We start from the raw sequence: 22,416 nt of genomic DNA, 5'->3' as shown, positions 1-22,416 counted from the left end.
CGGGGTCAGTGCAGCAGCAACAACGCCTGCAGCTCACCGACCAGGCCGCCGATCACCGCGCCGACCGCGATCAGCTTCCACTCGTCCTGCCGGAACGCCGGGCGCAGCAGCTGCTCGAATTCCAGCGCGTTCGCACCGGCGCATCCGGTCGACGATCGTATTGCGCACGTCGAGCGCGTTGACGGCGTAGCTCTCGGCGTGGCGGATGGTGTCGGGAATGCGTTCGGCCGCCTTCCCGGCGGCGGCCTGTTTCATTTCCTGGAACCGTTTCGTGCCGACGGCGATCGCGACGAACGGCTTCACGACACTTGCCTGCGCGTCGATCGTCTTCTGCACTTCGCGGGTGATCAGCGTGAACAGCCGGTCGGACTTCGGCCCGCGCAGCACGGCTTCCAGCAGGTTCGGCACCGTGATGATCTCGCGCGCGATCATGTCGCCGTAGTCGGCCGCGACCTGGTCACGGCGCTTCTGGAACACGCCCTGCCAGGTGTAGAGGCCGAAGAACCGCCGCGGCTCCCGCGGCAGGAAGATCATCTTCAGCGCCAGCCAGTCGGTGAGCCAGCCGATGGCGAGCCCGAACAGCGGCAGCACGATCGGCGACTTCGTGACCGCCCACACGAGCAGCTGGATACAGCCGAGCGCGAAGCCGAACCCGATCCCCGAGCGCGCGATGAACCGCATCTCCGGCTGTGAGATGTCGCGGATCAGCCGGTTCAGCAACGCCTTGTCCCGCACCAGGTTCGTCACGACCATGTGCTTGAGGTCGAGCACGTCCTCGATGTTGTCGGAGATCTCGCGCATGATCTTGGTGATCGCGCGCGGCGCCTCGGCCTGCACGCGTTTGAGCAGCAGTTGCTGCGCGGTCGCGGGAAGGACTTCCCACAGCCGTGGCTGGTAGCTCTCCATCACCTCGCGGGTGACGTCCTCGACCACCCGCAGCAGCGGCTGTTCGATCTCCTTCGCCACCTGCGCGGGGTCGAGCCGGGCGAAGATCTCCTTGGGGTCCACCAGATTCGTGGTCAGCATCTCGGTGGCGGTGCTCGCCATCCGCTCCGCGTTCGCCGGCAGCACGCCCTGCCAGCCGAGCACCGGCCGGAGCCCGACGAACTCGACCGGCCGGAACATCATCTCGATCGCCACGCGCTTCGTCACGTACCCGATCAACGCCGCGACGAACGGCATGGTCACGTAGACCTGCCAGTGCTGCACCGCGATAGCCTCCCCGTGTCGATCAACCGGCACGGTAGCTGGCAGGTTTCAGTGCAGCAGGAGCAGGACCTGCAGTTCGCCGACCAGCCCGCCGATGATCGCGCCGACCGCGATGAGCTTCCATTCGTCCTGCTTGAAGGCCGGACGCAGGATTCCTTCGAACTCGATCGGCGTCAGCTGCCGCATCTTCGCGACGACGGTGTTGCGTATGTCGAGCGCGCCGGTGGCGTAGCCCTCAACGTATTTCACCGTTTCGGGAAGGTACTCGATGGCTTTCGCGGCGGCGGCTTTTTTCATCTCCTGGTACTGCCGCCCGCCGACGGTGAGCGCCACGAGCGGTTTCGCGATGCTCGTCTGCGCGTCGATGGTCCGCTGCACCTCACGCGTGATGAGCGCGAACAGCCGGTCGGCGCGCGACCCGGTGAGCACGGCCTCCATCACGTTCCGCACGGTGAGCACCTCGTCGGCGATGAGGGCGCCGTAGTCGGCGGCCACCTGCATCCGGCGTTTCTGGAACATGCCCTGCCACGTGAAGAAGCCGAACCGGCGCGGCTCACGCGGGTAGAAGATCATCTTGAGCGCCAGCCAGTCCGTGACGAAGCCGGTGACGAAACCGAAGATCGGCATGATCAGCGGCTCTTTAGTCAGCGCCCACGCGACGAATTGGACCAGCCCGATGACAAACCCGAACCAGATCCCGGACCGGGCGATGAAGCGGAACTCGGGGGTGGCGACGTCGCGGATCAGCCGGCAGGTGAGCGTTTTGTCGCGGACCATGGCGTTGATCAGCATCTCGTTGACGTCGAGGACGTCGTCGATGTTGGCCGAGACTTCGCGCAGCAGCCGTTTGACGACTTCGGGCGCCTGCCCGCGGACCTGGTCGACGAGCAGCTGCTGGGCGCGTGTGGGGAGCAGCTCCCACAGCCGTGGCTGGTAGGTCTCCATCACTTCGCGCGTGACGTCGTCGACGGCCTTGAGCAAGGGCGTTTCGAGTTCCTTGAGCATTTCCTCCGGATCGAGCCGGGCGAAGACCTCCCGTGGGTCGAGCAGGTTCTTGGTCAGCAGATCAACGGCCGTGGCCGCCATCCGCCGGGCATTCGCCGGGATCACGCCTTGCCAGCCGAAGACCGGCTTGATCCCGACGAACTCCAGCGGCCGGAACATCATCTCGATCGCGACCCGTTTGGTCAGGTAGCCGATGAGCGCCGCGATGAACGGCATGGTCAGGTACACGTGCCAGTGCGTCGCGATGTCGTCGAGGATCCCCGTACCGTCCATTCAGGTCTCCCGCTCGTTCACCTGCTCGTCGCCTCGGCCAAGGATGCCATGCGTGACGAGGGGTTAGGCGTTTCGTAATGCAGCCGTTTGGCGGTACTCGTTTCCGGACCCCGGCTCACTAAGGTGGCCCGATGGTCGCGCCCGAGAAGTCCGAGCCCACCCCGAAGAGCGCCCCTTTCGCCGTCTCCGTCAGGGGTTACGACAAGCGCCAGGTAGATGAGCGGCTCAACGAGACCGCCAAGGAGCTCAGGGAGACCGCGCGCAGCCGTGACGAGGCGGTCGCGACGTCCGGCGAGCTGTCGAAGGCCCTCAGCTACGCGCAGAACGAGCTGACCGAGACGAAGGCCGCGCTCGTGCGGCTGAGCTCGAGCCCGTCCGGCGCGGGCGCGATGGCCGAACGGGTCCGCATGATGATGCAGCTCGCGGAGGAGGAGATCGAAGACCTCCGCTCCGCCGCCGAGGCCGACGCCACATCAACCCGCTCCGAGGCCGACAAGTACGCCCACGAGACCCAACGCACCGCGGAGAAGCTGTCCAAGGACGCCGAAGCCGAGCGCGAGCGTTTGTTGGCCGAAGCAAAGGCGGACATCGAGTCCCGCACCGCGGATGCCAACGCGGACATCGAGTCGCGCACCACCGCGGCCGACCGCGCCCGCGCCGAGGCCGACGAAGCCGCGGCCGCAGCCCGCGCCTCGGCCGACGAGGCCGCCACCCAGGCCCGCGCTTCAGCCGACGAGGCCGCGGAAGCCGCGGCCGCCGCCCAGCGCGCCGAAGCCGACCGCCTGGCCGCCGAAGAAATCGCGACCAAGAAGTCCCAGGCCGACACCGCCCTCGCCGACGCCCTGCAGAAGCAAACCGAGGCCACCGAACAGCGCACTCTCGTCCTGGGCCTCCGCACGAAGGTCGCCGACCGCCTGGCTGCCACCGACGCCGCCGTCCAGGAAGCCATCCGCCTCCTGACCCCAGCCGACGAGCCCGCCACTCCCACTTCAGCCTCCGCCGAGGACTCCCCGACGGCCGGCGCATCAACCGACACTTCCTCGGACGCCCCCGCGTCGACTGACACCACACCGACTGGTGCCACGTCAGCGGATGACTCCTCGGCCGCCGCCTCAACGGACTCCGACGCCGCGCCGTCCCAGTCCGCCCCGCAGGCCAAGGCATCGAAGTCAGCAGCCAAGCCGACCGCTACAGCCAACTGACGGCCTACCGACCCTCACCCCACCTCCCCTGCCAATCCCGCGCGGGCCCCACCTTTTCCGGGGCCCGCGCGTTTCTGCGCCCAGCCCCCGACCGAGCTCCCGACCGAGCCCCCGACGGAGGTTGCCCCGGGTAGCCTTGCCGCCGTCCGACTCCGATCCGCCCCCTGCCCCGGCCCGCCGCCCGGCCAGCCCGGCCGGACGCTGGTCAGTCCGGCCCTGGGGCCGCCCAGGTCCAGGTCCGCTCGGATCCGGCCAGCCCGCTCGGATCCGGACAGCCTTGCCGCCGTCTGGCTCCGATCCGCCCGCTGGGCACCGGTCAGCCAGGCCGGATCTGGGTCTGCCGGGCCCCGGGCTCGCTCTGGTCCAGGTCCGCTCGATCCGGATCAACTCGGCCCCGGTCCGCCCAGGTTCGGGTCAGTCTGTCTCCGGCTCGCCCAAGTTCAGGTCCGCTCGGCCCCGGTCGGCCAGCCCCGCCCACCTGGGTCTGGGCTAGCCCGCCCCCGGCCTGCCCAGCCCAGATCTGGCTCAGCCAGGCCCCGGCCCGCTCAGGTTCTGGCCCGCTCGGCGCTGGTCGGCCCGGCCCTGCTCGGCCCGCTCCCGGGGCCGCCCGAGCCCAGGTTGGATCAGCCTGTCGCTGCCCAGTCCCTGGCCGCCCGGTCCCAGGTCGAACCAGTCCGTGGCCGCCCGGCCCGGCCCTGGCCCCGGTCCCGGGACCGATCCCGAAGTCGCCCATCAGCCCGTGGCCGTCGCGTGCAACTCGTCGTCGATCCACCCCCTCTTGTGGAGAGCGGTGCAGAAGCGGCGATAAGACGCCGACAGCGCATCCCGCTCCGCCGCCACCGGTTCGGCCAGCGTGCCCTCCGACAGCGCCACACAAGCCTCAGTGAGACCGCCCGGCAGCACCCCCGCAGCAGCGAGCAACGCGGCGCCGTAACCGGTCGCGGCGTGGGGTGCGACGCGGATGCCGAGCCCGGTCGTGGTCGCGCGAATCCGCGTCCACAGTGGACTCCGGCTGCCGCCGCCCGCCGCCAGCAGCGGTCCGTTCACGGAGATCCCGAGTCGGCGCAGGTGGTCCAGTGCCAGCCGCTCGACGAACGCCACACCCTCCAGGCGCGCGCGGTGCAGCTCGACCTCGTCGGCCGGTTCACCGAGTACAAAACCGGCAGCGTCGCCATGAGCGAATGGAAACCGTTCTCCCTTGCGCCGCAACGGAAATGCCACCACCCCGGCCGGTCCGCGCGCCTCCGCGGCAGCATCCAACGCGGCCAGCCCGGCACTACCGGACACCGCCTCGCCGCCCGTGTTCGACGCGCCGCCCGGCAGCCACCAGCCGTCCGGATGTCGGTGGCTATACATGACGCCGGTGGGATCCGGAACCAATGACTCCGTGACCCCCTTCAGCACATAAGTGGTCCCGAGGATCCCGACGAACCGGCCCGGCGCCACCGCGCCCGCCGCCAGCTGGCCCGCGCACCCGTCGGTCATGCCGGCCACCACGGCGCACCCCGCGGGCAGTCCCGCGACCGGTCGGGCCATGAGGCCGAGCACGGTCGTGGGCGCGACCACCGGCGGCACCATCCCGGACGGCACGCCCAGCCCGTCGAGCACCTCGCCGGGCCACTCGCGCGCCAGCGGGTCGTAGCCGCTCTTGAGCGCGTGTGACCAGTCCGCGGCGACGGGGCCGCCGACGAGTTTCGCCGCGATGACGTCCGCCGTGTGCCGCACCGCGACCGCGCCGGTGTGCTCGGCCAGCCAAGCGATCCGGCCGAGCGCGGCGGTCGGCGCGACGCCGGATCCCAGTGCCCGCCAGCGTTCGGCGCCCAATTCGGCCGCTCTGGCGTTGTGGTCCGCACCGCGGCGGTCGTCGTACATCAGCGCCGGCGTGACCGGCTCACCATCGGCGTCGACCCCGACGATCGTTCCCGAGGTCGCGGCCACCGCGACGGCCGCGACCTCGGCGCCGCGCCCCGGCAACGCCGCGGTGACCCTCGACAGTGCCGACTCCACCGCAGACCACCAGGTCCTCGCGTTCTGCTCGCTGTGGCCGGTCGTGGAGCGCATCGGCGTCGGCAGTTCGGCCGCGGCCGTTGCCAGCACCGTGCCGCCGCCCACCGCGAAGGCCCGGACCCCCGCGGTGGCGACGTCGATCCCGATGGTGACCAGCTCGTTCACGCGGTACTGACCTGCTTCCCGGTGTCCTGCAGGCTGGCGTCGCGCGTGATCGCCTGCTCGGTTTCCTTCGGCAGCTTGAGGAATCGCACCAGCACGGCGGCGACCAGGTACAGCGCCGCGAAGATGACAACCACCCCCGCGGCCCCGACCGGCCCGAGGAACAGCGACACGATCGCCGGGCCGACAAACGCCGCCGCGCCGGCGCCCAGGTTCAGCAACGCCATCGCCCCGCCCTTGTGCTCGGGTGCGAGCGAGGGCAGCAGCGCGGAGATCGGCACGAACCCGGCGAGCGTCGCCCCGTAGAGCGCGCCGACGATCAGCGCCAGCCAGTAGTACTGCGCACCCATCGCGATCGGGACGAAGTACAGCAGCAGGATCGAGATCGCGCAGCCGATCGCACCGAACCAGAAGATGGTGGTGCGCCAGCCGATCCGGTCGCTCAGCACGCCGAAGATCAGGTTGAAGAAGATGTTCGTCCCGTAGATCACGGACACCAGCAGCAGCCAGCGGTTCTCGCCGAACCCGATCTGGTCGATGAAGATCGTCGGGAAGAACACCAGCATGCCGAACTCGGGCGCGGTGTTGATCACCCGCACTAGCATCCCGACGCCGACCCGCGGCTTCTTCCACGCGATCGAGACGCTGGAAACGAGGCTCTGCACGGGTTTCACGTCCGGCGGTGCGAGGCGCTGGTAGCCCGTGCGCTGCCGCACGCCGAGTACCGCGATCAGCCCGCCCAGCGTGAGCAGGCCGACCGACACCCACAACGTGCCGTAGTGCCCGAACAGCGGGTTCGTGAAGCTCGCGACGAGCGCGCCCAGCGTCGGCAGACCGCCGGTGAACGCGAAGTAGAACCAGCCCACCGCCGCGCCCAGCCGCGCCACGGGCGCCACCGCCGTGATCCACACCAGGAAGCCGAACGCGAACATCGGGTAGCCGAAACCCCTGATCCCGTAGCAGATCAGCATCAGCGTGTAGTTCTCACCGCCGAGCCCGATCGTCAGGAACAGCACGTCGAACACCAGCCAGATGGCCAGTCCGATCAGCATCACCCGGCGTGGACCCCACAGCTCCGACAACGCGCCGGACAGCCACGACGCCAGCATCACCGCGACGCCGTACACCGTGATCACGTACGACGCCTTGATTTCCGTGCCCGCGCCGTTGCCCGCCATGTACGGCGCGATGAAGCCCGACTCGACCCCGTCGCCGATCATGAACAGCAACAGGCCGACGTAGCCGAGGAACAAGGGGGCGGGCAGCCCCCACCGCGTGAGCAGGCGGGTGAAGCCGCCCTCTGGCCGGGACAACCCCGCTGTTGCCGACTGGTTCATACACGCCTCCATGACGTCGAATCCAACGTATCATGGACCGTGTTAACTTCGCACGCAAGAGTGTTAGCTAAACTGGCCTGTCATTCGCGCTCGGCGGCGACCTGGACCTGGACCCGGCTGCGCAGCTCGTCCACCAGGTGCGCGTGGATGTCGTAGTCGATGATCAGCAGGTCGAACTCGTCCAGTGGCGCGAGCCGGTGCAGGGCCGAGCGCTCCAGCTTGCTGCTGTCCATCAGCAGGACCTTCTTCCGCGCGCTGGCCAGCATCGCGCGCTTGATCATCACGATCTCGGGCTCCTGGTGGAACGTCATCTGCGAGGTCATCGCCGAGGTCGAGACGAACGCGATGTCGACCGAGAGCCGTTCGATCGCCTCCAGGCTCTGCATGCCGAGGAACGAGTCGTGGGTGATCGAGTAGTCCCCGCCGATGCAGATCAGCCGCAGCTCGTCGACCTCTTTCAGCTCGTCGATCGCGCCGAGGTAGTTGGTGGCCACGGTCAGCGGGGTCACGTTGTGCAGCAGCCGGGCCAGCGCGAGCGCGCTCGTCGAGTCGTCGAGCAGCACGGACATGCCGGGCTCGACGTGGTCCAGCGCCTGGACCGCGATCAGGCGCTTGGCGGCGGCGTTGGCGCTCATGCGGTACTCGGCGTTGCTTTCGAAGACCGTCGACGGCATGGCGGAAACGCCGCCGCGGTACTTCCGCAGCAGGCCGCGCCGGGCGAGCTCGTCGACGTCGCGGTGCACCGTCATGTTGCTGACCCCGGTGAGGTCCACGAGGGCGTTGATCGACGCCGAGCCCTGCCGGAACACGTAGTCGACCAGCGTTTGCTGACGGGTCTCGCGCGTGTGCGCGACGGGCTTCTCACTCGACATGACGTGATTATCGCGTGTCGAGTGGCAGGTTGAAGCGCAGCAGGGCCGTGCGGTCGCCGTCGATCCCCAGTTCGGTGACGGCGGCGTTGTCCAGCTGCGGGAACACTGTGCGGTAGGTGGCCAGCGGGATGCCGAGCAGGTGGCAGAAAGTCAGGCGCAGCAGCGTGTTGTGCGCGACGACCAGCACGATTCCGTCGCCGCGCCGCGCGATCTCCCGGACTGCCCGCGCCCCGCGCCCGGCGGCCGCGAGCGGGTCCTCGGCGCCGGGGAACGAGCCGGCGACCGGGTCGGCCAGGAACCGCTCGACCACCCCTGGGTCGCTGGCCCGCACCTCCTCTCGGGTGCGTCCTTCAGCGATGCCGAAGTGGGTTTCCCGCAGGTCGTCGACGATTTCGGGGGTCAGTCCGAGTGCTTCCGCGGTGGGCGCGATCGTGCGGCGCGCGCGGTCCTGGGGCGAGCAGAACAGCGCAGCCGGCTTCACTTCGCGCGCGTACCGCGCGAGCGCCTCGGCCTGCCGAAGCCCTTCTGCTGTCAACGCCACCTCGCTGCTGCCGGCGTACCTGTTCTCGGCGTGCCATTCGGTCTGCCCGTGCCTGGCCAGCAGCACTCGTGCGCCCACTGGGCCGCTCCTTTCGGTGTGAACTGCCCTTGCGAACTTCTCATCATCAATGTTAACTTAACACGGACCGTGTGAAACGGCCCGCTCTTGTGAAGGGATCTGCTGGATGACGCTCGACGCGGTGGTGTTCGACCTCGACGGTGTGCTGGTCGACAGTGAACACCTTTGGGAGGAGAACTGGGTCGCGTACGCCGCCCGCCACCAGGTTGAGTGGACGGCCGAGGACACCGCTTCCGTGCAGGGCATGAGCGCGCCCGAGTGGGCTGCCTACCTCGCCCGACGCTGCGGGGTGCCGGAGCGGGCCGAGGAGGTGGAGCGCGCGGTGGTCGACGGCATGATCGGCTCCATCGAGGCGGGCGAGGCCCCGCTGCTGCCGGGCGCCGGCGAGATGGTGCGCGAGGTCAGCGCGCGGGTGCCGGTGGCGCTCGCGTCTTCGGCGGCGCGCCGGGTGATCGACGCCGTGCTGGACAAGCACCAGCTCACCGCGGAGTTCACCGCCACCGTCTCCAGCGCCGAGGTCGCGCGCGGCAAGCCGAGCCCGGACGTCTACCTCGAAGCGGCCGCACGGCTGGGGCGCTCCGGCGAGGACTGTCTGGGAGTAGAGGACTCCAGCAACGGCATCCGGGCGGCGGCCGCGGCCGGGCTCACCGTCGTCGCGCTGCCGAACCCCACCTACCCGCCGAAGCCGGACGCGCTGGAGCTGGCCAGCGCGGTGGCCGAGGACAACCACGACGTCCGCCGGAAGCTGCTGGCCTACCTGGCCGGCGAGCCGGTGGCGGCAAGGGACTGACCATGACGACCTTGGGCACCGCGGACACGTTCAAGCGGCAGTGGCTGGACGGGTTCGTCACCGCGTACGGCCGCACTGTCCGCAAGGTGCCGGATGCGTACGGCGTGGTCCGGCGCGAAGGCGGCACGCGGCCGGGCAAGGTCGCGGTCGTGATCGGCGGCGGCTGCGGGCACTACCCGGCGTTCGCCGGACTGGTCGGGCCCGGCCTCGCCGACGGCGCGGTGGTGGGCGACGTTTTCACCAGCCCCAGCGCCGAGCAGGTCTACCGCACGGCGCGCGCCGCCGACACCGGTGCGGGCGTGCTGTTCGGCTTCGGGAACTACCAGGGCGACGTACTGCACTTCGGGCTCGCCGCGCGCCGGCTGGCGGCCGAAGGCATCAAGAGCCGCACGATCCTGGTCACCGACGACATCGCGAGCGGCCCGGCGGCCGAGCCCGAGCGCCGTCGTGGTGTGGCGGGCGACTTCCTGGTCTTCAAGATCGCCGGGGCGGCGGCGGAACGCGGCTACGACCTCGACGCGGTTCATGTGGTCGCGGAGAAGGCGAACGCGCGCACCCGCACCTTCGGCGTCGCGTTCGGCGGCTGCACGCTGCCCGGCGCCGCGGAGCCGCTGTTCACCGTCGCCGACCGCGAGATGGAGGTCGGGCTCGGCATCCACGGCGAGCCGGGGGTGCGCACGGTCGGCCGGCTGTCCGCGGCCGAGCTGGCCGACGAGCTGGTCGACGGCTTGCTCCCGGAGTTGCCGGAAGGCAGCCGGGTGGTGGCGCTGCTGAACGGGCTGGGCCGCACCAAGTACGAGGAAATGTTCGTCACCTATACGCGGGTGCACGAGCGGCTGGCCGAAGCGGGCCTCAGCCCCGTGCACACGGAGGTCGGAGAGTTCGTCACCTCGCTCGACATGGCCGGGGTCTCGTTGTCGATCCTGGTGCTCGACGACGAACTGGCTGAGCTGTACTCGGCGCCGTGTGACACGCCGGGTTACCGCACCACCGGGGCGGAGCTGGCGCAGGTGCCACTGGAGTCCACAGTGGACGACCTGCTCGCGGAGACCGAACCGGGCACCGGGGTCGTAGACCGTGTGCTCACCGCCGCGCTGCGGAGCATCGAGGAGAACGAGGCGGAGCTGGGAAGGCTGGACGCGGTCGCCGCGGATGGTGATCACGGGCTCGGCATGACCCGCGGGATGCGTGCGGCCGTCGTCGCCGCGCGGCGGAGCGGAGAAACGGTGTCCGGCTCGTTGCTCGCCGCGGGAACCGCCTTCGCCGACGCCGCGGGAGGTGCCTCCGGCGCCCTCTACGGCGTCCTGCTCGCCGAGACGGGCGCGGGCCTGAAGGGGCTTGCCGCGGACGAGATCACCACGGGCGCACTCGCCGACGCCGTCGACGGTGCGGTCCGGGCGTTCACCGAGCTGGGCAAGGCCGAGCCGGGGGACAAGACGATGCTCGACGCCATCGAGCCGTTCCGCGCCGTGCTGCGTGAACAGGCCGGGGTGGATGTTGCTCAGGCTTGGCGGAAGGCGGCGCGGGCGGCGGTGACCGCGGCTGAGGAGACAGCGCACCTGCTGCCGGCGAAGGGACGTGCGGCGCGCCTGGCGCAGCGGAGCAAGGGCCACCCGGATCCCGGCGCGGTCTCGTTCTCCCTGCTGGTCACGGCTGTCGGCGAAGAGCTGGGAAGGAACGTGGACTGATGCGGATCGTGGTGGCGGCGGACAACGCCGGGGTGGACCTCAAGAACCAGCTGCGCGACCTGCTGCTGGCCGACGACCGGGTCGAGGAGGTGACTGACCTCGGCGTCGCGGACGCCGGTGACGACCGGGCGTACCCACTGCTCGGGCTCGCGGCGGCGGAGGCGATCGCCGGTGGCGAGGCGGACCGCGGGGTGCTGGTGTGCGGCACGGGGATCGGCATGGCCATCTCGGCGAACAAGGTGCCGGGAGTGCGGGCGACCGTCGCGCACGACTCCTATTCCGCCGAGCGGTCGATCAAATCCAACAACTGCCAGGTGATCACCTTCGGCGCCCGCGCGATCGGTCCCGAGGTGGCGAAGAAGATCGTCGCCGAGTGGGTCGGGTACCGTTTTGACCCCGCTTCGGCCAGCGCGAGCAAGGTCGAGCACATCACCAAGTACGAGAACGCCCGCTGAACCGGGGCCAGGCCGCATACTGTGCCGGTAGATACCAAACCGACCGGAAGTAAGCAGTTTTCGCAGGTCTGTCGCCATTCCCGGTCGGCTTACTTCCGGCCTTTTTGGTAATCGACACAGAGCGAGTGAGGGAGCAGAGTTGCACATTCTCGCTGCGGGAGACCATTTCGTCGGTCCCGGCCTGCTGGCCGGCGCCGTCCGCGCCGAGCTCGGCGCGGACCATGAGATCACCGAGCTCGCCCTGCCGTGGCCGGTGGAGCCGTTCGGCCCGGTCGGCAACGTGCACGAGGCCAGTGGCACCGAGGAGCAGGTGATCGAGGCGCTCGCGGGCGCCGAGGTCGCGGTGACGCAGATGGCGCCGTTCACCAAACAGGTTTTCACCGCCGCGCCGGGGCTCAAGCTGGTCTCGGTGTGCCGGGGCGGGCCGGTGAACGTCGACCTCGCCGCGGCGACGGAGGCCGGTGTCGCGGTGACGTATGCGCCGGGTCGTAATGCCGGTGCGGCGGCCGAGTTCGCCGTCGGCATGATCCTCGCCGCGATGCGGCGGATCGCGACGTCGTCGGCGGAGCTGTTGCGCGGGACCTGGCGCGGCGACTACTACGCCTACGACCAGGCCGGGCTCGAATTGGGCGGCACCACTGTCGGGCTGGTCGGCTACGGCGCCATCGGTTCCCGCGTCGCCAAGGTGCTGCTCGCGTTCGGTGCCGAGGTACTGGTCGCCGATCCCTTCGCGGACCCGGCGGCGATCGCGGCCGACGGCGCGCAGGTTGTGGAGCTCGACGAGCTGTTGCGGCGCAGTTACGTCGTCAGCTTGCACGCGCGGCTCACCGAGCAGACGCGGCACCTCATCGACGCGAGCAAGCTGGCCCTGCTGCCCGACGGCGCCGTACTGGTCAACACCGCTCGCGGCGGCTTGCTCGACTACGCGCCCCTGCCGCAGGCCCTGCGCTCCGGCAAACTCGGCGCGCTGGCTCTGGACGTGTATGATATCGAGCCACCGCCCGCCGACTGGGCGCTGCGCGAGGCGCCGAACGTGATCGCCACCCCGCACCTCGCCGGGGCGAGCCGGCAGACGGCGGAGCGGGCGGCCGCGATCGTGGCGGCCGAGGTCGGCCGGTATGCCCGCGGTGAGCGACCGGCGAACCTCGCCAACCCCGAGGTGCTCGGGCGGCAGCCGTGATCGTCGGGGTCGACATCGGCACGTCGCTCACCAAGGCCGTGGTGTTCGACGAGGACGGGACGTCCGTGGCGAGCGCGTGCACGCCGTCCGAGGTGCACCACCTCGCCGGCGGCCGGGTCGAGCAGGACCTCGACCAGGTGGTGGCCACGGTTGTCACGGTGGTGCGCGAGGTCGCCGCCCGGCTGCCGGGCCCCGTCACCGCGCTGGCGCTCACCGGGCAGGGCGACGGAATGTGGCTGCGCGACGAGTCCGGCGCCGCGGTGCGGCCCGCGATCTCGTGGCTCGACGGCCGGGCCAACACCCTGCTCGCGCGGTGGCAGGCCGAGGGAGTCGCCCGGGAAGTCTTCCGCCGCACCGGATCCGGCATGTTCCCGGGCTGCGCCGCCGCGATAATGTCCTATTTGGACGCTCATGAGCCCGAGGTGCTCGACCGGGCCGTCGTGGCCGGCTACTGCGTGGACGCGGTGCTGCAGCGGCTCACCGGGGAGATCACCGTCGACGTGTCCGACGCGTCGCTGCCGTTCCTCGACCCGGTCACCCGGCGGTACGACGAGGCGGCCATCGAGGCCTGCGGGCTCGGCCACCGGCGGGCCCTGTTCGCCAAGCCGGCGCCGGCGAAGTCGGTGTTCCGGCTCGACGCGCGAGGGGCGGCCCTGCTCGGCCTGCCGGTGGGGCTGCCGGTCACGGCCGGGCCGTTCGACCTGCCGGCCAGCGCGATCGGCGCCGGCGTGCGGGAGGCGGGCGACGGCATCCTCACGGCGGGCACCACGCTGGCCTGCCAGGTGCTCACGGCCGACACCACGTTCGACCCCGAGGGCGAGCCGGCCGGGATGTTCCTCTGCACGCCGGACGAGGCCGAGTACCTCCGCGCGATGCCGGCGATGGTCGGCACCGCGGGCATCGACTGGGTGTGCGCGCTGCTGGGGATCGACGTCGCCGAAATCGACCCGCTGCTGGCGAGTAGCGAGCCGGGCGCGCGCGGGGCACGGGCGCTGCCGTTCCTGTCGGTGTCCGGTGAGCGTGCGCCGTTTGTCGACGCCGGCGCGCGGGCGCAGTTCGCCGGGATCAGTCTCGAAACCGGGCGGGCGGACCTGGTGCGGGCGCTGTGTGAGTCGATCGCGTATGCGGCGCGGCACTGTTTCGAGGCGGCCGGACTGTCCGGCCGGCTGTACGCCTGCGGTGGCGGCGTGCGGTCACCGGAATGGATCCGCATCTTCGCGGACGTGCTCGGCCGGCCGATCGTCATCCCGAGTGACCCCGGGGTGGGGGCGCGCGGCGCCGTGCTCACCGCCGCGGCGGCGCTCGGCACGCCGTTCGACCGCGAGCGGTGGGCGGCGAATTCGCGCGTGGTGGAGTTCCGGCCCGAGAATGTGGCTGCGTACGAGCGCGGTTACGCCGATTACCAGGCATCCCTGTCCGCCGCGCGTGGTCTTTGGAGGCTGTGAATGATCCTGGCGGAGGAACGAGCGGCGGTCTGTGAGTACGCCCGTCGGATGACGGCCGACGGGCTGGTGGTCGGTACGTCCGGCAACGTGTCGGTGCGGGACGGGGCGCTGGTCGCGGTCACGCCCACGGGAGTGGACTACGCCGGGCTCGAGCCGGCCGACATCCCGGTGGTCGGGCTCGACGGCGAGATCGTCGAGGGGGAGTTGAGGCCGACCAGCGAGCTGCCCATGCACCTGACCGTCTACAACCGGGCCGTGGACCCGGACGGCGCCTCGGTGACCGCGGTGGTGCACACACACTCGGTGCACGCCACCGCGGTCTCGACACTGCTCGACGAGGTGCCGCCGATCCACTACATCCTCGCGACGATCGGCCCGACCGTGCGGGTCGCCGAGTACGCGACGTACGGCACGGAGGAGTTGGCGTCGGCGATGCTCAAGGCCCTCGACGGCCGCCGCGGCTGCCTGCTCGCCAACCACGGCACCGTGGCGTACGGCGATGGCCTCGGCGCGGCGTACCACCGGGTGCAGCAGCTCGAGTGGGTCTGCCGGCTGTGGCTGCTGGCCCGGTCCGCGGGCAGCCCCACGCTGCTGCCGCCCGCGGAGATCGAGCGTGTCGTCGAGAAGCTGAGGGGGTACGGCCAGGGCTGAACGAACCGGGTCAGGATGCCGCGAGGGTGCTGTCCACGGCGTGCACGGCGTCGAGCAGCTCGACGACCGTCGGGTCGTCCACGGCCTCCTTGATGCAGCGCCACAGCTGGAGGTTCGCGGTGGCCCAGCGGGAGTACGTGGCGGCGGCCTCCGGGTTGTAGAAGTAGTAGCCGCTGTCGTGGACGTCGCACTGCTCGCCGACGATCTTGTGGGCCAGGTCCTTCAGGCTGACGTTGTTCTCCTGCAGGTAGCGGTGGGCGAGCACCACGGGTGTCACCGGCAGCGCCTTGAACAGCGTGTCGGCGTCGCTCAGGGCCTGCGCCTCCAGTGAGATGTGCCGGCCGCGGTTGGCCATCTCGGCCTCGTCGATGAGGTCGTCGATCCAGTCGGCGACCTCATCGGGCACGCCGCAGTCGGCGAGCAGGCCCCGGCGCAGCTCGCTGCCGGCGGCGGCGGGCGAGTTGCGCAGGACGAGGTAGTTCACGTCGTGCACCAGGGCGGCCACCTCGACCACGCTCGCGTCGGCGCCGTTGGCCGTCGCGAAGTCGACCGCCTTGGAGCGGACGAAGCTCACGTGGTGCCAGCCGTGGAACGGCAGCCGTTCGGCGTACCGCCAGCACAACTGCTGGACGCGGTTCTCCACCGCGCTGATCGTCGCTGGGGTGATCGTGGCCGCGGTGACCTTCGCCGCGGCGATCGCCGTCGGCTGAACACTGTTCTTTTGCGCGCGCATACATCTCTCCGATCCCGGCTTCGGCATTCGAGCGGGTGGAGCAATGGTATGCGCCCGTTACGGCGGGTTGTAGCTAGACTCGGTCGGCCAGTTCCCCCAATCGGACCTCTACCGGAACGTGACGATGCCCGATTCCTGTGGCCGGGTCGTAGGAGAGACTGGAAACGGTCACGGGGCGTGATTTCACCAGGAAAGTCATGGTCCCGTCGGCGGCTTCGGGAATGCGGTGGAATTCGTCGGCGAGCATGATCGACGACGCGCCCGCCTGGCACAGCGCCCGGCGCCGCAGCTGCGCGGACGTGATCAAGCCGCTGTCCCCGTCGCGGGTCGTGGAGTACCGCTCGTGCAGGTAGTTGCCGCGGAGAATGGTGGTGCAGAAGTGATACCTGTGGTTGTGCACAGAATCGGCGTAGCCCTCGCGCCAGTCTTCCTGCGGTTTGTATTCGTGCAGCCAGAACGAGAACGGATCGTCCGGACAATCCTGCAGGCACCAGGCGAAATGGGTGGTCGTCTCGCGGGAGTTGCGGAGCATGACCGCGGCGGTCTCCGGGTCCGGTGCGCGTAGCAGTGCGCGCAGCTCATCGCGCAACTCCGTTTGTGAAGCCCATTTTCGGAACCAGATGTCCACGGTGCGCCAGTCCTGTGCCAGCGGGAAACCCGCCGAGCGCAGCCGTGTGGCCAGTTGGTTCAGGGGGGACAAGCGAGTGAGCAAGACGGCTCAGCTCCCTAGCTCGGCTCGTGCGGAGAATTCCGCGCGGAAGGCGTGGAACCTTCCCTCCATGTCGCGGAAGTTCTCCTCGGACAAGTCGGATCCAGTGATCTTTTCAAACAGGGCAAGGAAATCGGCCCGCGTCGTCGCGGACGTGATGCGGAAGTGGCGGCCGGTCCGCGACTGCGAGACACGCAGGAACTCCGCGCGTTCCATGTTGTAGATGAAGGAGCCCTCGGTGAACCGCAGCGACCGCGGGTACAGCTTGGTCGCTCCGCGCACGTCGCTGTACAACGTGACCCACACGCTCGCGTCGAACATCTCCAGCCGGTCCAGTGGCGGGTCCGCGACCACGGTGATGTCCACCTGCGCGCACCGGCTGCGGGCCAGGAACAGCCCGACGAGTCCGATGTGGATCTCTTCGTGCAGGCCGCTCTGGATCGCCTCGTAGTCGACTTCCGCCGCCTCCCGCCGCAGCAGGTAACGCGCGCGACCGCTGATGGAACCGGCGTCGCGCGGGTCGGCGATCACGGCGTGCAGCTCACGATCGGTGCGAGTCAACAGAAGCCGGGCCGCCGCGTGACGTCCGGAGAAGCCGCGGAAGAAGTACTGGCGTGTGTTGTCCAGGTCCGACATCAGCATGCGGTTGAACGCCGGGTCGGGGTCGGTCGTCGCGTCGAACACGTGCGTGGGAAAGAACTCCTTGTTGAGCGACCGGTATTCGGCGCTGAGGTCCTCGAGCGCGCGCCGGCTCTCCTCGATCAACGGGGTCACCATCGCGCGCTGCGACGCGCTGGCGGTGATCAAGGTCTGTCCAAAGCCGACCAGCGCGGAGATCAGCGTGCCGGTGCCCAACGAGGTGACGAGCGTTTTGCCCGTGCCTGCGTCCATCATGCTGGAGATCCACAGGCTCAGCACCGCGATCACGACGAGCACGGTCAGTAATAATGTGGTGCGGGTCCAGAAGATCTCCTGAAGCGAATTCCGGCGAGGACGGTCGTCTTCCGCGACCACGGTCCACCTCCTTGAACCACTCGAACGGACGAGTGCGTTGCGTATCTGTTCGAGCGCGGGGAGTTACTTTACGCGCTTGGGGTGACCCGCGAAATAAGAAATTTGGGGGACAATATTCCAGGTGCTAGGTGACTCTGGGCAAGAATTTTCACGTTCAGCGGTTTTCTCCGAAACGCCGAAAACCCCGTAGGAGGGACACGGGGGCACATCCCCCACGTGGGCGGTGCCCCCGTGTCACCAACTGCGGACAGTCACCTGAGGTTCGCTCTCAGAACTGGTAGTAAAGGAACGGGCTGAATGTCCCCGTCGCGACCAGGATGGCGGCGTAGACGAGGCCGACGGTCATCACGCCGATGCGCAGGGCCGTCGCGCCGCGGCTGCGGGAGGACTCCAGGAGCGGGCCCGTGACGGGGTGCGCCGGGAGGAAGAAGATCGCCAGCGCGGCGAGGAGGATGAGCAGCCGCTGGTTGGTCAGGGCGCTTTCGACGACGTCGCCGAGGCCGCCGAAGTCCGGCAGGAGCATGTGGCCGATCATGGCGAGCGCGTGGCCCAGGTCGGCCGAGCGGAAGAACACCCAGCCGAACACCACGAGGAGCAGTGTCAGCGCGCGGCGCGCGATCCGGGCGGCCGGGCGCGACGGCGTCTCGGCGAGGTTGAAGCGGCGTTCGATCACCAGCAGCGCGCCGTGGTAACAACCCCAGATCAGGAACGTCCATTGCGCGCCGTGCCAGAAACCCGTCAGCACGAACACGATGCACAGGTTGCGGTACGTGCGCCCGGCGCCGGAGCGGTTGCCGCCCAGCGGGATGTAGACGTAGTCGCGGAACCAGCGTGACAGCGACATGTGCCAGCGCCGCCAGAACTCCGTGATCGTCACCGACGAGTACGGGCGCGCGAAGTTCTCCGGCAGCCGGAAGCCGAGCATCCGGCCGAGGCCGATCGCCATGTCGGAGTAGCCGGAGAAGTCGAAGAACAGCTGCAGGGTGTACCCGATGGCGCCGAGCCAGGCCGTCGCGAACGTCATCTGGTCCGCCGGCGTCGCGAAGCACGCTTCGACCATCGGGCTGAGCGAGTCGGCGACGATGGACTTCTTGCACAGCCCCAGCGCGAACCGCGGGAAGCCGGCCGCGATGTCGTCGAGCCGGTGCGAACGCTGCTGCGGCAGCTGGTCGGCGATCTCGCGGTACCGCACGATCGGCCCGGCCACCAGCTGCGGGAACATCGCGATGTACGCCGCGAACGCCACCGGGTTGCGCAGCGCGCGCCGCTCGCCGCGGTAAATGTCCACGACGTACGAGATGTGGTGGAAGGTGTAGAAGGAGATCCCGATCGGCACCACGATGCTGGCGACGCCGAGGTCCCCGCCGAACCAGTGCGAGACGGCCGCGATCTGCTGCGTCGCGAACCCCGCGTACTTCCAGATCACCAGCACCAGCACGTCGAGCGTGACGACGCCGATCAGGATCCGCCGGCGCCGCTTCCCCTGCAGGTCCCACGGGCTCGGCTCGAGCGCGGGCCCGGCGAGGAAGTTGGCTGTCATGCAGAGCAGCAGGAGGAACAGGTACGGCCCGGCGCCGATGGTGTAGAACAGCAGGCTCGCGACCGCGACGATGCCGTTGCGCCAGCTCCGCGGGCACACCAGCACGGCGACCAGCACCGTGGGCATGAAGTACCACAAGAACAGCGGCGAAACGAACGACATCGGTGATGGACCCCCTCGGTTCCGGAGCTGACCTTAGCCCGAGTGGGTGTCGCGGTGGAGCGAAGCCCGGAGTATCACAGCGCGGATTACGGAGGGTGGTTGACGGCCTCGTCCGGCTCCGAATGTGGCCCTGGCCCTCCTCGGCCGGGTGCTGGCAGAGTCTTTTGGCCTGGTTGCGGGGCGGGCACGGTTGTTGTTGATCAGGTGATTGTCCAGGCCCCGCGATCGTGTAATCGTGCCTGAGCCCTGCCGTGGCTGACTGCCTGGCTCCGCTGATCGATGCTCGACCTGCCCGGCCCGGTGATCACCACCGAGGCCCGCACATCACCCGCCGCGCGAGCCCGCGGCGCCTACTACGTCAAGGAGAATCAGCACCGCCTCTACGGCCTGCCGGATACCTTGCCCTGCCACGAGATCCCCGCTCGCGTCACCGACGACCGCGGACACGGCGGCACCGAACGACGCACCACCCCGCCCGCATCGGACGCTACGCCCGCGGCCACTGGCACCTCGAGAACGAACTCCACCACGTCACCTACACCGAAGACGTCTCCCGCGCCCGCGTCTTGGCCAGCCCCCGCAACCTCACCACGAGCGCACTCCGCCGAGCGGCTGTCACGGTGGAGCGAAGCGCGGGGCATCACAGCGCGAATCACCGAGGGTGGTTGATGCCCCCGCCCGGCTCCGAACGCAGCCCCCGCCCACCTCGGGGGGCGTCCCCAGTCCAGTCTATCGCCGGTGGGCGACGGGAGCGGCTGATCGTCGTGCGGAGTGCGGAGTTGTCCACAATGGGGGCCGGCTGTGGACAAGTCGGTGGGGAGCGGAGAGAGATCTGGCCCGCCGCCCTGGATCAGGGAGACAGGCCAGAATGTGGAACGGGTGTCAGATGCGGCCGGCGAGACGGCGGCGTCGGGCGACCTCCGCCAGGAGGACACCCGCGGCGACCGAGGCGTTCAGGGACTCCACGCCGGCGGCCATCGGGATCGACACGGTGGCGTCGCAGGTCTCGCGGACCAGGCGGGACAACCCGCGGCCCTCCGAGCCCAGCACCACGACCAGCGGCTCCGACGCCAGATCCAGCGCGTCGATGTCCACGGTGCCGTCCGCGTCGAGGCCGACGATCATCAGGCCCTTCGACGCCCACGACTTCAGCTGGCGCGTCAGGTTCGTGGCGACCGCGATGGGCAGCTTCGCCGCCGTGCCCGCGCTCGTGCGCCACGCCACGGCCGTCATGCCGGCGCTGCGGCGCTCCGGCAGCAGCACGCCGTGCGCGCCGAACGCGGCGGCCGAGCGGATGACGGCACCGAGGTTGCGCGGGTCCGTCACACCGTCGAGCGCGACGAACAGCGGGGTGTTGCCCGAATCGCGCGCGGCGGTCATCAGGTCGTCCGGGTGCGCGTACTCGAACGGCGGCACCTGCAGGCCCAGGCCCTGGTGCATCGCGCGGTTCGTCTTGCGGTCGAGCTCCTCGCGCGGGATCTCCAGGATCGAGATGCCCTTGTCGCCCGCCAGCCGGACGGCCTCGTTGACGCGGTCGTCGACATCGATGTTCAGCGCGACGTACAGCGCGACGCCCGGCACGTCGGCCCGCAGCGCCTCGACGACCGGGTTGCGGCCGGCGATCAGCTCCGGCCGCTCGGCCTTCTTCTGCCGCGACTGCTCACGCGTCTTCGCGGCGTTCGCGGCGCGGTACGCCTTGTGCCCGGGCCGGTCCTCGGCCTTCGGCGTGGGGCCCTTGCCCTCGAGCGCCTTCCGCCGCTGCCCGCCGGAGCCGACGACCTGGCCCTTCTTGGTGCCGGTCTTGCGGATGGCGCCCTGACGCCGTGAGTTGCCTGCCATGTAACGAGTCCTTAATCCGCCACAGCGGCGGTCAGGAGTTCCTGACCGTCCACTGCGGACCGTTCGGGGTGTCCTCCACCACGATGCCCGCCTGCACGAGGCGGTCACGGGCGGCGTCCGCGCGCGCGAAGTCCTTCGCGGCGCGGGCCTGCTGCCGTTCGGCGAGCAGGCTTTCGACCAGCTCGGCGAGCGCCTCGCGGACCGGGGTGTCCGAGCCGCCCTCGGACCAGCGCGCGGACAGCGGGTCGAGGCCGAGCACGTCGGTCATCGCGTGCACCGAGGCGGCGAGTTCGAGCGCCTTGGGGGTGTCGCCCTCGTCGAGGGCGGCGTTACCGTCACGCACCGTGTTGTGCACCACGGCGAACGCGGCGGGGGTCGCGAGGTCGTCGTCCAGCGCGGCGGCGAACTCCGGCGCCACCCGGCCCACCGGCACGTCGCCGGCCGAGGCCGCGCGCCGCAGGAAGCCCTCGATGCGCCGGTAGCCCTGCGCCGCCTCCGCGACCGCGCCGTCGGAGTACTCGACGGTGGACCGGTAGTGCGGCTGCACCAGGTAGTACCGCAGCTCGGGCGCCCGGTAGCGCTCCAGCATCGCCGGGATCGACACGGTGTTGCCCAGCGACTTCGACATCTTCTCGCCGGACATGGTCACCCACGCGTTGTGCAGCCAGTACCGTGCGAAGCCGTCGCCGGCCGCGTTGGACTGCGCGCGCTCGTTCTCGTGGTGCGGGAACACCAGGTCGACGCCGCCGCCGTGGATGTCGAACTCGGTGCCGAGGTAGTTCGTCGCCATCGCGGAGCACTCCAGGTGCCAGCCCGGGCGGCCGTCGCCCCACGGCGTCGGCCACGAAGGCTCGCCCGGCTTCGCGCTCTTCCACAGCGTGAAGTCGCGCGAGTCGCGTTTGCCGCGCGTCGGCGTCTCACCCTGCTGGACCTCGTCGAGCTGCTGGCCGGACAGCGCCCCGTAGCCGTCGAAGGACTTCACGGAGAAGTAGACGTCGCCGTCCGCCGCGTAGGCGTGGTCACTGTCGATCAGGCGCTGGATCAGCTCGACCATCTGGGTGACGTGCCCGGTCGCGCGCGGGTTGACCGACGGCGGGAGGCAGCCGAGCGCGTCGTAAGCCAGTTCGAACTCGCGCTCGTGCTTGGTCGCCCACTCCCACCAGGGACGGCCCGCTTCGGCGGCCTTGGTGAGGATCTTGTCGTCGATGTCGGTGACGTTGCGCACCAGCAGCACGTCGAGTCCACTGTGGAGCAGCCAGCGGCGCAGCACGTCGTAGTTCAGCACCCCCCGCACGTGCCCGATGTGGGGCACGCCCTGCACGGTGGCCCCACACAGGTAGATGGACGCCGTTCCGCTGCGGACGGGAACGAACTCCCGGGGGGCACGGGTCGCGGTGTCGAAGAGGTGTAGGGCCACCCTAAGAGGGTACGGGGTCGGTGTGGGCGACGTCGCAGCTGCTGCTCTTGGCCAGGACTCGTGAGTGTTTACGACGGTTAGAACCGGCATAGCCACTCACGAGTGGG

The 22,416-nt window shown here is 69.9% G+C and carries 18 protein-coding genes and 1 pseudogene; 7 read left to right on the top strand and 12 right to left on the bottom strand.

Going from position 1 to position 22,416, the window contains the following annotated elements; all coding sequences use genetic code 11:
• Positions 1–5: 5 nt before the first annotated feature.
• Both OG943_RS33330 and OG943_RS33325 read right to left on the bottom strand, forming a co-directional pair.
• Positions 6–1,182, bottom strand: a pseudogene (locus OG943_RS33330) (DUF445 domain-containing protein).
• Positions 1,183–1,257: 75 nt separating this feature from the next.
• Positions 1,258–2,487 (bottom strand): DUF445 domain-containing protein, encoded by a 1,230-nt coding sequence (locus OG943_RS33325; RefSeq protein ID WP_328604892.1) that lies wholly within the window; start codon positions 2,485–2,487, stop codon positions 1,258–1,260.
• Between the two features lie 131 nt (positions 2,488–2,618).
• Between OG943_RS33325 and OG943_RS33320 the strand changes: the two genes are divergently transcribed.
• Positions 2,619–3,689: a hypothetical protein gene (locus OG943_RS33320; RefSeq protein ID WP_328604891.1), complete on the top strand. Its 1,071-nt coding sequence runs from the start codon at positions 2,619–2,621 to the stop codon at positions 3,687–3,689.
• Between the two features lie 732 nt (positions 3,690–4,421).
• Here OG943_RS33320 and OG943_RS33315 read toward each other — a convergent pair.
• The 4 genes from OG943_RS33315 to OG943_RS33300 form a co-directional block, all read right to left on the bottom strand.
• Positions 4,422–5,861 carry an FGGY-family carbohydrate kinase gene (locus OG943_RS33315; protein WP_328604890.1) on the bottom strand — a complete coding sequence of 480 codons (1,440 nt, stop codon included), beginning with the start codon at positions 5,859–5,861 and terminating at the stop codon, positions 4,422–4,424.
• Positions 5,858–7,195 (bottom strand): MFS transporter, encoded by a 1,338-nt coding sequence (locus OG943_RS33310; protein ID WP_328604889.1) that lies wholly within the window; start codon positions 7,193–7,195, stop codon positions 5,858–5,860. Before OG943_RS33310 ends, OG943_RS33315 begins: the two co-directional genes overlap by 4 nt.
• An 80-nt stretch (positions 7,196–7,275) precedes the next feature.
• Positions 7,276–8,067: a DeoR/GlpR family DNA-binding transcription regulator gene (locus tag OG943_RS33305; protein WP_328604888.1), complete on the bottom strand. Its 792-nt coding sequence runs from the start codon at positions 8,065–8,067 to the stop codon at positions 7,276–7,278.
• Positions 8,068–8,074: 7 nt separating this feature from the next.
• A complete protein-coding gene (locus OG943_RS33300; RefSeq protein ID WP_328604887.1) occupies positions 8,075–8,686 on the bottom strand; it encodes a histidine phosphatase family protein in 612 nt (203 codons plus the stop codon).
• A 106-nt stretch (positions 8,687–8,792) separates the two neighbouring features.
• Here OG943_RS33300 and OG943_RS33295 point away from each other — a divergent pair, with 106 nt between their 5' ends.
• The 6 genes from OG943_RS33295 to OG943_RS33270 all read left to right on the top strand — a co-directional run bounded on the left by OG943_RS33295 (position 8,793) and on the right by OG943_RS33270 (position 14,895).
• Positions 8,793–9,476, top strand: coding sequence for an HAD family hydrolase (locus OG943_RS33295; protein WP_328604886.1), 684 nt, complete (start codon positions 8,793–8,795; stop codon positions 9,474–9,476).
• A gap of 2 nt (positions 9,477–9,478) precedes the next feature.
• On the top strand, positions 9,479–11,164 hold the full coding sequence (locus tag OG943_RS33290) for a dihydroxyacetone kinase family protein (protein WP_328604885.1): 1,686 nt from the start codon (positions 9,479–9,481) through the stop codon (positions 11,162–11,164).
• The gene (locus OG943_RS33285; protein ID WP_328604884.1) at positions 11,164–11,619 is read left to right on the top strand and encodes a ribose-5-phosphate isomerase; all 456 of its coding nucleotides are present in this window, start codon (positions 11,164–11,166) and stop codon (positions 11,617–11,619) included. Before OG943_RS33290 ends, OG943_RS33285 begins: the two co-directional genes overlap by 1 nt.
• 139 nt (positions 11,620–11,758) lie before the next feature.
• A complete protein-coding gene (locus OG943_RS33280; RefSeq protein ID WP_328604883.1) occupies positions 11,759–12,799 on the top strand; it encodes a 2-hydroxyacid dehydrogenase in 1,041 nt (346 codons plus the stop codon).
• Positions 12,796–14,244, top strand: a complete 1,449-nt coding sequence (locus OG943_RS33275; RefSeq protein WP_328604882.1) for an FGGY-family carbohydrate kinase — start codon at positions 12,796–12,798, stop codon at positions 14,242–14,244. The genes OG943_RS33280 and OG943_RS33275 overlap by 4 nt, the downstream gene beginning before the upstream one ends.
• Positions 14,245–14,895: a class II aldolase/adducin family protein gene (locus tag OG943_RS33270; protein ID WP_328604881.1), complete on the top strand. Its 651-nt coding sequence runs from the start codon at positions 14,245–14,247 to the stop codon at positions 14,893–14,895.
• A gap of 10 nt (positions 14,896–14,905) precedes the next feature.
• On the opposite strand, the gene OG943_RS33265 is transcribed toward OG943_RS33270, so the two are convergent.
• From OG943_RS33265 to cysS, 6 genes are all read right to left on the bottom strand, one after another.
• Complete coding sequence (locus tag OG943_RS33265; RefSeq protein ID WP_328604880.1) at positions 14,906–15,628, bottom strand: HD family phosphohydrolase; 723 nt, start codon at positions 15,626–15,628, stop codon at positions 14,906–14,908.
• 73 nt (positions 15,629–15,701) lie between these two features.
• Positions 15,702–16,340 (bottom strand): hypothetical protein, encoded by a 639-nt coding sequence (locus OG943_RS33260; RefSeq protein ID WP_328604879.1) that lies wholly within the window; start codon positions 16,338–16,340, stop codon positions 15,702–15,704.
• A 6-nt stretch (positions 16,341–16,346) separates the two neighbouring features.
• Complete coding sequence (locus OG943_RS33255; RefSeq protein WP_442874823.1) at positions 16,347–17,231, bottom strand: hypothetical protein; 885 nt, start codon at positions 17,229–17,231, stop codon at positions 16,347–16,349.
• A gap of 388 nt (positions 17,232–17,619) precedes the next feature.
• Positions 17,620–19,053: an MBOAT family O-acyltransferase gene (locus OG943_RS33250; RefSeq protein ID WP_328604877.1), complete on the bottom strand. Its 1,434-nt coding sequence runs from the start codon at positions 19,051–19,053 to the stop codon at positions 17,620–17,622.
• A gap of 882 nt (positions 19,054–19,935) precedes the next feature.
• Positions 19,936–20,892: a 23S rRNA (guanosine(2251)-2'-O)-methyltransferase RlmB gene (gene rlmB / locus OG943_RS33245; RefSeq protein WP_328604876.1), complete on the bottom strand. Its 957-nt coding sequence runs from the start codon at positions 20,890–20,892 to the stop codon at positions 19,936–19,938.
• A gap of 31 nt (positions 20,893–20,923) precedes the next feature.
• Positions 20,924–22,309 (bottom strand): cysteine--tRNA ligase, encoded by a 1,386-nt coding sequence (cysS, locus tag OG943_RS33240; RefSeq protein ID WP_328604875.1) that lies wholly within the window; start codon positions 22,307–22,309, stop codon positions 20,924–20,926.
• Positions 22,310–22,416 lie beyond the last annotated feature (107 nt).

This window comes from Amycolatopsis sp. NBC_00345 (assembly GCF_036116635.1).
Lineage (GTDB): Bacteria > Actinomycetota > Actinomycetes > Mycobacteriales > Pseudonocardiaceae > Amycolatopsis.
This window is presented reverse-complemented; position numbering and strand designations above follow the sequence as displayed.